11 protein-coding genes and 1 riboswitch are annotated in these 11,718 nt (G+C 39.5%); of the genes, 6 read left to right on the top strand and 5 right to left on the bottom strand.

All coding sequences use genetic code 11. The features are described from left to right. Window positions 1-700 (bottom strand): SAM-dependent DNA methyltransferase (locus IIC38_17965; GenBank protein ID MCH8127817.1); only part of this gene is annotated, 700 nt, incomplete at its 3' end. Between the two features lie 640 nt (window positions 701-1,340). Between IIC38_17965 and IIC38_17960 the strand changes: the two genes are divergently transcribed. Beyond that, on the top strand, window positions 1,341-1,529 hold the full coding sequence (locus IIC38_17960) for a type II toxin-antitoxin system VapB family antitoxin (GenBank protein ID MCH8127816.1): 189 nt from the start codon (window positions 1,341-1,343) through the stop codon (window positions 1,527-1,529). Window positions 1,530-2,281: 752 nt separating this feature from the next. Here the strand turns inward: IIC38_17960 and IIC38_17955 are convergent. From IIC38_17955 to IIC38_17940, 4 genes are all read right to left on the bottom strand, one after another. Beyond that, window positions 2,282-3,424 (bottom strand): HEAT repeat domain-containing protein, encoded by a 1,143-nt coding sequence (locus IIC38_17955; protein ID MCH8127815.1) that lies wholly within the window; start codon window positions 3,422-3,424, stop codon window positions 2,282-2,284. Window positions 3,425-3,494: 70 nt separating this feature from the next. Further along, window positions 3,495-5,330, bottom strand: coding sequence for a HEAT repeat domain-containing protein (locus IIC38_17950; protein MCH8127814.1), 1,836 nt, complete (start codon window positions 5,328-5,330; stop codon window positions 3,495-3,497). A 15-nt stretch (window positions 5,331-5,345) separates the two neighbouring features. Continuing rightward, a complete protein-coding gene (locus tag IIC38_17945) occupies window positions 5,346-6,191 on the bottom strand; it encodes a hypothetical protein (protein ID MCH8127813.1) in 846 nt (281 codons plus the stop codon). Beyond that, window positions 6,188-6,784, bottom strand: coding sequence for a sigma-70 family RNA polymerase sigma factor (locus IIC38_17940; GenBank protein ID MCH8127812.1), 597 nt, complete (start codon window positions 6,782-6,784; stop codon window positions 6,188-6,190). Before IIC38_17940 ends, IIC38_17945 begins: the two co-directional genes overlap by 4 nt. 549 nt (window positions 6,785-7,333) lie before the next feature. Here IIC38_17940 and IIC38_17935 point away from each other — a divergent pair. The 5 genes from IIC38_17935 (at window position 7,334) to IIC38_17915 (ending at window position 11,431) form a co-directional block, all read left to right on the top strand. Continuing rightward, on the top strand, window positions 7,334-7,708 hold the full coding sequence (locus tag IIC38_17935) for a DUF2784 family protein (GenBank protein MCH8127811.1): 375 nt from the start codon (window positions 7,334-7,336) through the stop codon (window positions 7,706-7,708). Between the two features lie 111 nt (window positions 7,709-7,819). Continuing rightward, window positions 7,820-7,925: riboswitch (SAM riboswitch) on the top strand. A 289-nt stretch (window positions 7,926-8,214) separates the two neighbouring features. Then, complete coding sequence (locus tag IIC38_17930) at window positions 8,215-8,505, top strand: hypothetical protein (GenBank protein MCH8127810.1); 291 nt, start codon at window positions 8,215-8,217, stop codon at window positions 8,503-8,505. A 273-nt stretch (window positions 8,506-8,778) separates the two neighbouring features. Continuing rightward, window positions 8,779-9,186 carry a gamma-glutamylcyclotransferase gene (locus tag IIC38_17925; GenBank protein ID MCH8127809.1) on the top strand — a complete coding sequence of 136 codons (408 nt, stop codon included), beginning with the start codon at window positions 8,779-8,781 and terminating at the stop codon, window positions 9,184-9,186. A 154-nt stretch (window positions 9,187-9,340) separates the two neighbouring features. After that, window positions 9,341-10,156: a thioredoxin gene (trxA, locus tag IIC38_17920; protein MCH8127808.1), complete on the top strand. Its 816-nt coding sequence runs from the start codon at window positions 9,341-9,343 to the stop codon at window positions 10,154-10,156. A gap of 144 nt (window positions 10,157-10,300) precedes the next feature. Then, window positions 10,301-11,431, top strand: a complete 1,131-nt coding sequence (locus tag IIC38_17915; protein ID MCH8127807.1) for a M20/M25/M40 family metallo-hydrolase — start codon at window positions 10,301-10,303, stop codon at window positions 11,429-11,431. Window positions 11,432-11,718 lie beyond the last annotated feature (287 nt).

Below are 11,718 nucleotides of genomic sequence, written 5' to 3'. Positions count from 1 at the left end.
TGGAAATATCATTCACCCTGCCCTGATGGTCGGCGACAAACTTTTCCGACTGCACAAACATGCCGCCGGAACCGCAGCAGGGGTCAAACACCCTGCCTTTGTAGGGTTCCAACATTTCCACCAGCAACTCGACAACGCTTCTTGGCGTGTAAAACTGTCCGCCTTTCTTGCCTTCAGCGAGGGCAAACTCACCCAGGAAATATTCAAACACATGCCCGAGCACATCAGCACTTCGGGCTTTGGCATCACCCAGGGCAATGTTTCCAACAAGGTCAATCAAACCGCCGAGAGTGGTAGGGTCGAGGTTGCCCCTGGCAAAGACTTTCGGCAACACATCCCGGAGAGATACATTTTCCCGTTCAATGGCATCCATTGCCTCATCAACGGTTTTCCCGATGGTCGGTTGTTTTGCATGGCTTTGAAGAAAACGCCACCGCGCAGAAGGCGGAACAAAGAAAACATTCTCGGCTTTGTATTCGTCCTTATCTTCCGGATCGGCGCCGGCATAGTCACCTTCGCCTGTTTTCAGTTTTTCATGTAACTCTTCAAAAGCATCGGAGATATATTTCAGGAATATCAATCCCAGAACAATGTGTTTGTATTCTGCAGCATCAATATTTTTCCTGAGCTTATCGGCTGCTTTCCAAAGCTGTTTTTCAATCGGCTCTTCGCTGTTGTTGTTCTTATTGGCTTTTGCCATTTATTCTCCGGTTCTTTATTCAATTTGTATAATCGTCAAGGAAGTTTTGTGTTCTTCCCGCTTCCTGGCAATCTGTTTGTCGTGTTGGGCTAACCTAGGGTTATCCCAATCTCGTATACTCCCTATAGTCAACAAAATTTGTCGTATAAGAAGAAGTCTCTTTCAGCTTGTTGCGGGATATTACGCGACTTGTATAATGTCCAATTTTTTTTTCAACTTTATCCAAAGTACTTTGAAAAGTAAATTTAAACCAATTATCTACCAGAATCCGAACATTCCTCCTTTTTGAATTACACAAAACAACCATAAGTATTTCCCACATTTTTGAATATTTACCACACCTGATATTGTAATTAATTAATGAATCCAGCCTTAGAAAATCAATGCTTTTTCACTTGAGAGATAAGCAACGTTTATTTGAGAATAGAATGGAAGCACTAAAATATTTAACCACTCCATTAATTTTTAGACATTGCAAAACAGGATTATCAATTTATTATATTCAGTCATGCAGGATACGCGCTGCAGATACCACAGTTGTGGCTGCGAAACTTGCCCCAAATACAATGCTATGCATAATAATACTTGGTAATGCATAAAGCTTATTTTATTTTATGCATCAATTACAAAGGTAAATAAAATGAGAACAACGATCGATATACCCGAAGATTTAATGAACGAAGCCATGCGGGTAACGAAATCTCCCACTAAAACAGATTTAATCAAAAAAGCTCTAACCAATATCATTCAAAAAAATAAGATAAAATCGTTAAAAAACTATAAAGGGAAAATTGATATTGAGATAGATTTAGATTCTGATATAGTGTAAATATTATTTCTAACAAAACAAAATAAGATTAATAATGTCTCGCTAACCTTCGGGAGCTTCTAGGTGACGCTTTGAAGTTACAGGGATCAAACATAAAACTCAAAGAGGAATGATTCATAAAAAAAGCGCTGGGTGTTTAGTCCAGCGCTAACGATCATCTTTGATCTGTAGGAGGAGGTTATCTGCTTCCGTGCGGATGTTAATTTATACGGTCTATTTGGACAAAAAGTTCAAAATGCGCAGAACCGGCAAGAAGAGTGACAAAGGAACAGAGTAACAGAGCTATTCGGTTTAAAGTCAATTTTATTCAAAAGGCAAAAAGTTGGAAGAGGAATGGGAGTTATGGGTTAAGCATCAGGGGAAAAAGTCTGAACAACAGGTTACACTGATTAACGGATTTCAACAGATTTTTTAAGAACAAATCAGGTTAATCTGGTAATCTGGTAAATCATGGTTCAGACAAAGGTTGATTAGCTGTTTTGGATAAGTTGAAGTCTATTTTGAGTTTATCGAAAAGATCAGGCTTTAAAGCATCAACACATTTTATGCACTCCACAATTTTCTTTTAGTTTGAGTATAAAATAAAACCAGTAGGACAGACATTCTTGTCTGTCCATATTATATTTGACAAAAAAAACCTGGCAATTTTCCCTTTCACGTTTCACATCTCTGTTACTTTGTGCCTTTGTGCCTTTGTGCCTTTGTGCCTTTGTGCCTTTGTGCCTTTGTGCCTTTGTCTCTTTGTTACTTTGTCACTTCTTCCGAATCAATTCAACAATCGTCTCAAAAGCTCTTGGATCTTTGCTCTGGCCCAGCCAAAAAATGGCTTGTTTTCTCACTTTTATATTCGGATGAGTTTTGGCAATTCGAATCAAATGTGGTACGCCTTTATTATGGGGAAGCTGGGTTAATGCGAAGACTGCCTTCTTTCGCACTTTGGTTTCATCATCGGAATAAACCAAATCCTCCAATGCTTTTTCAGCTTTCCTGGAAGCTTTTTGACCCAGCCAGAAAATTGCTTTTGAACGCACCTCGAAGTCCTTAGATTTCTGAGCCAAATCAATCAAGACATCGGTGGATTCTTGAGAGCGCATTCTACTAATGGCAAAGACCGCATGTTCGCGAACATTCGAGGATCGATCGGATTGTATAATTTTTTTCAGAATATCGAGCGCTTCTTTGTGGTGAGTTTGTCCTAGCCAAAAAGACGCACTTTTGCGAACTTCAGCATGCTCGTCTTTAGTAGCGAATTCTTTTAGAATGGCTATGGATCTTTTATTGGCATCATGAATGCCAATGACCATGGTAAATCTCTTTTTCATTTCTACCGAAGTTACGCCTTCAGCAAAGTCTTGCAGGAATTCTAAACTGTTTTCATGCTCTATCTGGCCCAGCCAAATGAGTGGCAGTTCATCTAAATTTACATGCAGTGTTAAATTAGTGACTTTAGTTTTTTTAACATCCTCAAACCTCTTGGAATTAGATTCGTAGCGGAATAGGATGGCGACCTCTTTTAGGACTTTTCTTTCTTCCTTTTTTTCATCCTTCAATTCATCTAACGTCTCCTTGATGGTCCGTTCGATGATTTCCTTATCCGAAAGTTTTTCATCGGGATCAGCCTTCTTACCATATATGAGTTCTTCCAAGGTGATTTTGTCTTGATAATCGCGGCTAAATGAACCGATGTGAGAATTTTCACCCATCAATCTTTGGATGCTGTAGCCAATCCAAACGCCGTTTCTATACTTTCCCGATTTCGCTTCCCTTTCCGCCCATGTCCAGCGTTTGCTCAAATCGTCATTCTGATTAGGATATTTGACAACATCCTGCGCTTGAGTAATAAGTGGAAATATGATTGAGGTTAGAACGAGTGTTTTTAAAGTTTGCTTTATCATGCTATTTCCTCATTACATCAATTGATTCCATCACTCCAGGTTATGGAATCAATTAGTTCTGAAACAAATCTCATTGATTTGACAAAATCTTCACCAATGCTTCCTGTGCTTTTGGCGAGCCAATCTGTCCGATTGCTGAAACAGCGGCAGTACGCACTTTGAGATGAGGATCATTTTGTACGATGTCAACCAGGACAGAGATTGCACCGTCGCTGTCTGCATGGCCCAGGGCGCGGACCGCATAAATACGAAGTTCAACATCTTTCTCGGTCTTCAACAAACTCGCAAGTGCATCTATCCCAACTTTCCCGCCACTACCTCCAATGCAGCTAAGGGCCGCTTTACGTGCTGCGGTTGATTTTGCCTTCCTTACAATTTCCAATAATTCATCGAATCCATCTTCGTCCAGCATGTTCCTCAAGCTATAAACAGCAGTTTTTGCTAGTTCATCATTATCGTTTGTCATCGCAAATTGCGTCAAAATACTTTTGGCTTCAGAATCTTCATCCCTGTTGCCAATTGCATACAATGCAGTTTTCTGCAGATCTCTGTCCTCAACCGAGGTCAAGACCATTTTAAGAACATTGAGACTTTCTTTTCCATCTATATTACCGATTGCATGAAGCGCGGTTTTCCTGAGAGATTTATCCGTTTCTTTCATTACAACATCCCGCAGGATGGGTAATGAAGTTGGCTCGTCATAATTAGCTATTGCATACAAGGCAGCCTTGCGAACATTTAATATCTTTGCCTCTTTTAATATGCGTTGTAAAATTGGCAAGGCATCCTTCTCATCAAGATTACCGATGGCATAGGTTGCAGTTTTCGCCAGCTTTTCACTTTCATCATGCAAAGCGACATCCACCAAAATTGGCAAAGTCCCTTTTTTATCCAAATTCCCTAATGCGTAGAGTGCATGTTTGCGCACATCGGCATTTGCATCGCTATGCAGTATTTCAGTCAAAACATCTATTACCGTGTCATCACCTGAATTTCCAAGCGCATACACGGCTCGACGCTGCACACCTTGATCAGCATCATGTAGTGCGATATCTTTCAGTTTATTTATAGCTACTTTTGACTCAATGTTTTGCAGCATATAAACGATTTTTGTTCGGATTTTGGGACTCTTGGCTCTGTCATATAAATCAAACGCAACGGTGACTGCCTGGTCATCGCCAATATTCTGCAAGGCATATAAGGCAGAAAGTAATATTTCCTCATTATCGCTCTGCTGCATCGATTTGATGATATCCTCATACCCGGGCTTTCCTTCTCTCGCCAGTCGTTGGCCAATCTTAATTAAATTGGCTTTAGCATCATCCGCCCATTTACTGCGGGAATATTTTTTGGCAAACTGTTGGTAACACTCGAATGATTCTTCTTTATTACCATTTGATTTATCTGCTGCATAGCATAACCAAAATTGCGCATCATCCACCCAACGGCTTCTTGGATATTTTTTTGTCAGATCCTCAAATGCTTTGATTGCGGCATTCCAATTTTCATTAAGGATCAGGTTATATCCATCTTTATAGGCATTTGATGCAGCATCCTGGTCATCATTTAGATCAAATTCGCCAATGAATTCAAGGCCTTTCATACTCATCTTAAACATCGGGATTTGAGAAAGCGATGCTTTAGCAATTAATTCTGAAGCTTGAGCAACCATTATATTTGCAGTTTGCATTTTATATTCAAGATGAGCAAACTCCTGTAAATTAATATTCTTCATCATGGCTACGCTTCGTGCCAGCATAGGTTCTATTGCTTTCAACTTTTCTATATCAAACTGCGGTACATGAATTGGTTTGATTTCTACAATTTGTGCCTGGCTGGATAAAGCAGAGATGAATAGGGTTAAACCCCATGTTGCTAAAGTTAATTTTTTGATTATTCCCTTCATTTTTTAACTCCTCGTTTAAATTGTTTGGTCTATTTTAGATTTTTTAGGTGATACCGGTATTTGTTCATTCTCGTACATTTTCCTCATTTCTTCCAGGTTAATCCGCAGCAAAATTGACCTGCTATCGGCTGTGCTTTTAACAAGTTCTACCGCAGGAAGGTCTTTATCCGCCTCCAGGTTAGCAATTTGCAGTAGAACAAGCTCTAAATCCGAGATCAGTTCTCGAAGTCTTAATTGATCTGACTGACCGAGGTCATCTTTCAAGACGCTGGTTTCTTCGATCAACTGCTGGGAAATTTGCCGTTGGTGTGCAAAATTTAATGCCAACGGTTCTTCTGGACTGTCATCCAAATTCACAAGCCCCAACAACAGCAATTTAGAACGTTGTAAGAACCTATCTGCCCGCTGGTTTATGGCGGCTTTGGCCGCGACAGTCGTATATTCATTGATTTCATTTGAACTCAGGGTTCCTGATGGAATGTCAGTTGTTAATATGTTTTTTCCGATCAAAATTCCGATGAGCAAGAGCACCAACCCACCAGCGAGTTGTATTGTGAATCTGGGTCTACTTTCAAATAGTTGTGAAATCCTAAGTTTCCATCCTGGCTTTATAGTTCTGGTTGGACGGACATCTTCTAATCGATCCTCCAGATTCTTCCAGTAATTTTGCCAGAATTCAGGCTTCGGTTCCGGTCTTTCGACGTTATCCATTAGATTCAAAGTCGATTTCATTTCAACAAATAAACTGCTGCATTCTGTACAAGTGGATTTATGTTCGTTGAACCTCTTTAAATCCTGGGAATTAAGTTCTTCATATAGAACTTCTGTACAAAGTTGGCGAAACTTTTTGCATGCATTCATTTGGATTCCTCCAATCCTAAATCATATCGATAAAACGATAATGAATCCTGTAAGCGTCTGATGGCTCGGAAAAGTGAACTTTTTACCGAACCTTCTGAAATCTTTAACATTTCGGCAATCTCCTTTAATGAAAGATACTGGTAATGACGCAGAACAAAAACTGAGCGTTGCTGGTTGGGAAGTTCCTTCAAAGCACTATCCAAATGCTTTTGTATCAAACCGGCTTCCGCTTTTTGTTCGGGATTGTGATTAGGTTCATGATCAACAGGCGGTTTTGCTACTTTGACATCATCACTGAATTCTTCCTCAAAAGAATCCAGCGGTGGCGTATATTTGCGGCCTTTATCGATAAACCTATTTACTGCGATTCGGTGAATCCAGGAACTAAACTTGGCTGAGCCGCGAAATTTTTTTATCGAATGATAAACCTTAATAAATACCTCCTGTGATAAGTCTTCTGCATCATGATGATTTCTGGTTAGATCGTAACATAAATAATACATTTTTTTCATGTGGCGTTCGACCAATTCTCGAAACGCGTTCACATCTCCTTCTTGAGCCAATTTAATTAATCGTTCTTCTTCATTCCTCATACGTATAAGTGCCTTTATGAACTGCTTGGACGAATTCCTTTTCCAAAAGGTTTACAGGTTCTAAGGTTTTGTGTTAATTAATTGATTAGTGTCTGAACGAAAAGCACCCATTCTGTCATTCCCGCATGCTTTTAGCGGGAATCTACATGCTTGGAATGATTAGATTCCGGCTCAAGCTTGTCCCTGCATGTTGCCCGTTAAAAACATACGGGCACAAGTTTTGGCAGGGAAGATTACCGGAATGACACTAGTTGTTGAGTTTTCGGTCAAACACTAATTAGCAAATAATGTGTAGGTGTTGCGTGCAAGTCTTTTTTTTTGGAAATATTTGGAATATCAAATTTCTAATCTCGAAATCCTAAACAAGTCCTAATTTCCAAATTCCAATGCCTTCAGCAGGTCAACAATTCTAAATTTGTTTGACATTTGAAACATTATTATTTAGATATTGTTTAGAAATTCGTGCTTTGGATTTAAGATTTTTACCGATTCCTTCTCTATAGGTTTTACTTTGAATATAACTCTATTTTCCCATATTACACTTTAATAATCTTGTTAGCTTTTCTCAACATCTTCTTTTTTATCTTCCACTCTGTTTTGATTGTTTTTAATCTTTTTGGCTGGATGTGGAAAAAAACCAGGAAATGTAACCTGATCACACTGGCAGTCACTTTATTTTCCTGGTCTGTTCTGGGGATTTGGTATGGATTCGGCTATTGCCCCTGCACTGAATGGCATTGGCAGGTTAGATTCAATTTGGGTTTTTACGATATGCCATCCTCGTATATCAAATTTTTGATTGACTCTATGACTGGCTTGGATGTCAATACAATATGGGTCGATTATGTTACCCTCATTGGTTTGATCCTGGCTATCGTTGGATCTCTAACAACAAATTTTTTGGATTGGAGAAAATCGAAATAATTAATGTAATAGTAATTTTTACTTGACAAAAAGGCTAACAATTTCTATTGTAAATATACTCATTTAAAACAGAGGAGACAGACTATAAAAATATCACGGATGTGACATACACGCTTATCAAGAAAGGTGGAGGGACCAGCCCTGTGAAACCTTAGCAACCTACCATAAAATTGGAAAGGTGCTAATTCTTGCAATGAATTCTTTTGAGAGATGAGCGATCCATTTTAAGCCCCTTCTCTTAAAAAGTTGGGGCTTTTTTAATATATGAAATAAATGGAAAAATATGGACTAATCAATTCCTTCAACATAAATAATAAACGCTTATCAAGAAAGAAATTTATAAAGTGAATAAAAATATGAATGTGTTTTCTGCAAAACGTGTCTCGAGAGTACAAAGCTTACAATTAAATGCTGTCATCGAAAAAGCATTTCCATTGTTTGAACCCATTAATGAAAAGATATGGGCATAGGGTTGGGAGCTTGAACTAATCTATCCAAATACGGAAGTGATTGCCGAAGGGCTTATATTTAAAACAAAAGGCCATGCTACGGATAAAAAAATTTGGATCATAACCAAACTCGACAAAGAGCAATTTCAAATTGAATATCTAAATATTGAGCTCGAATTTTTACTTGGCAACATTTTAATCAATTGCGAGGAAAATTCAGATAGTATGACAACTGCTTTTGTTACATACATTTACACGGCTCTTTCGGAAAAGGGGAATAACTACATCGATACTTTTACCGCAGAGTTTTTTAAAAATTTGGTTGGATTCCTGGGAAAAAGCTATTAACCTGATCTATTAATGAATTATAGTATTAAGCTTAAAGTTTCAAAAGTGTCATCCCGTCGCACAGGCTGTCGCAACGGGATCTATTTCCATAAAATAAAAAGCATAATTGTAAGTATAAAATAGTTGCAAAATAGATCCCTCCTGGATGACAGTGATAAGGTTCATGAATTATCCAGGTTAATTACTACCGGGATACCGGTACTATTTTGGAAGAGCCTCATTAATTAATACCATCGCTCCAAGTGATGGCATCAAACTCGGCCAAGAGAGATAATGAATATTTTTACCTATGGAACCCTTATGTTCAACCAGGTTTGGCGCCAGGTTGTGGAGGGAAATTATAAGTCAAAACCGGGAATTCTCTTTGGCTATAAGCGCAGGGCATTAAAGGGAGAAATCCATCCATGTTTGATAAAAGGATCGCCTGGGAACAAATTAGAAGGCATTATCTATTTTAATATTTCTGATACCGATATGCAAACTCTTGATCGATTCGAAGGACCTGAATATAAGAGGGTGAAAGAGACCTGCCTTTTACAAAATGGAGCAAAAGTGGAAACCGAAACTTATGTTTGGATTGGGAATTTGGAATCTGTCAGTTCAGAGCCATGGGATGCGGAACGTTTCGAAAAAGAAGGAATCCATTTATTTATCCGTAGATACAAAGAATTTATTAACTGAACTAAATTTTCTCCAGTTACTCGACTTCAACTGAATTCTTAAAATAGGTATAACCAATGATTCCATTGTAGCTTCAAAACCTTTTTTTTAATATAATTTCATTGTTTAGCATTTGATTTAATACTTGATAATAGTTTGATAAGGAAGGAGAAGTATGAGTTACGACCTCCATGATTTCACCAAAGACGTCATCGATCGCAGTCACGAAATTCCGGTTTTGGTTGATTTTTGGGCAGAATGGTGCGGACCCTGTAAAATTCTGGGTCCGGTTTTAGAGGAATTGGCAGAGCAGCAAAAGGATAAATGGGAATTGATAAAACTGGATACCGAGCAACATAGCGAGCTTGCTGGCAAATACGGAATTCGCAGCATTCCGAATGTGAAATTGTTTGTTGATGGTGAAGTAAGGGACGAATTTGTCGGGGCTTTACCGAAAAATGCTATCGAAAAATGGCTGGAAAAAGCCATTCCCGGCAAATATGCAAACCAACTGAAAGAAGCACAAGAGCTTTTATCACTGGGAGAAACCCAAAAAGCCGAACAGATATTGCAAGACATCACTGCAGCCGAACCTAACAACCAACAAGCCGGAGCATTACTTGCGCGTTCAATCTTTTATTCAGATCCACAAAAGGCTTTACAGCTTGTCAACCCGATTGAGCCGGATTCTGAGTTTTATGAAACTGCTGATGCAATCAAATCCTTTGTGAAATTGTTTGAGTATTTGGATGATCCTGAAAACCTGCCTGAACATTCGGTAAAGGTTGGCTATTTAATCGCGATTAAAAACTTGCAAAATCAAGATTTCAACAGCGCGTTGGAGCACTTCATCGAAGTCATGAGAACAGATCGTGATTATGATGATGACGGCGCCAGGAAAACCTGTATCGCTATTTTTAAGTTTCTGGGTGAAGATAGTGAAATTACAAAAGGACATCGCCCGGCATTTAGTAGCGCCCTGTATGCCTGACTTGGTTTTATCATAAAAAAATGAGTCTTTTTTTTGAAGCCACAATAAATCTGCTCTGATTTTGTCTTAATATTTTTGAAAGAAAAAGTATGCATTTGAGATAGCCTCAATTTTTTCTCTAACCCACTTTTAGGAAATATCACAATGGAAAACGAAATCGTCGATCTCCTCTCACAGCTTGTCGGGATCAACTCAATTAATCCAACACTCTCCAATGGTCCAGGTGAAGAAACAATAACAAAGTTCGTTGCCGGGTTTTTAGGCGATTTAGACCTCGATCCTGAAATTCAAACGGTACAGCCCGGCAGGACAAACGTGGTTGCCATAATTCCCGGAAACGGGTTTGCCAAACCATTGTTGCTGAACGCCCATCTCGACACGGTAGGCGTAGAGGGTATGGACAATCCGTTTAGCTTAAAACAAGATGGCAATAAATTGTATGGCCGCGGCGCTTACGATATGAAAGGCAGCGACACCATCATGCTGCTTCTTGCAAAACACTTTAGCCAGAACACCCCTCCAATGGATCTTCATTTTACTTTCGTTGCAGATGAAGAAGACAAAAGCATTGGTATGGAATATATTGTAGAGAACTGGCTGCCCAAGTTACCGCAACTACCGGCAGCCGGTATTTTTCTTGAACCGACTGAGTTAGACATTGGGATTTGTCATAAGGGCTTTTCCTGGTTCGAAGTAGAGGTTTTTGGCAAAGCCGCCCATGGCAGCCGACCGGAACAAGGAATCGACGCCATTTTACCCCTTAGTGCGGCCTTAGATGAATTGAGAGCAATCGAATCTGAGTTATCCAAAAAAGAAAAGCATCTATTGTTAGGGAATCCCGGCCTGCACGCAGGCCTTATCGAAGGCGGCGGCGAGCTAAGCGTACTCCCTCATCAAGCCAGGCTGGTATGGGAAAGACGCACCTTACCGGGTGAAACGGAACAATCCGTCGTTGCCGAACTCGACCGGGTACTTAATGCTGTCAAAAATTATCCCGGTGATCATACGGTTAACGGCAATCCCCTATTTTCCAGACCTCCTCATGCAACACCCCGGACTTCGGCAATTGTACAAAAACTTCAGCAATTCTCGCCAAACTCAGAAATCATCGGTTGTTCTTTTTGGGCAGATTCTGCGTTGGGAGGCGCTGCCGGGTTTCCATCGGTCTTATTTGGACCCGTGGGCCATGGCGCTCATGCAATCGATGAATGGGTAAGCTTGCAGAGTTTAGCAGAGCTTTACAAAATACTAAAACAAATGATAGAAACCTATTAACCTGGGATAATTTGAAGTTAAGTAACTTAGTGGAAATTGAGCTATCCTGCATTTGAATCATCCAGAGATGTATTTATGAAATCAGCAGGTTCTGGAAAAAACATCGTAGATGTTTAATTATTGTAGGTTCAATTGTCGTTTCAAGTTCACGATCCGCCAGATGGTGGATCAATAAAAAGATTGAGCAAGAAATTATTAATCCTCTACGAGGATTTAAAAACCTGGAATGCGATCACATATCTACAATAATAAAACCTCTACGAGGTTATTTATGATCAATTGCAGCA

It is taken from the genome of candidate division KSB1 bacterium, assembly GCA_022566355.1.
Taxonomy (GTDB): domain Bacteria; phylum Zhuqueibacterota; class JdFR-76; order JdFR-76; family DREG01; genus JADFJB01.
Note: the sequence above shows the minus strand (reverse complement) of the source record. Positions and strands in the feature narration are given on the sequence as shown.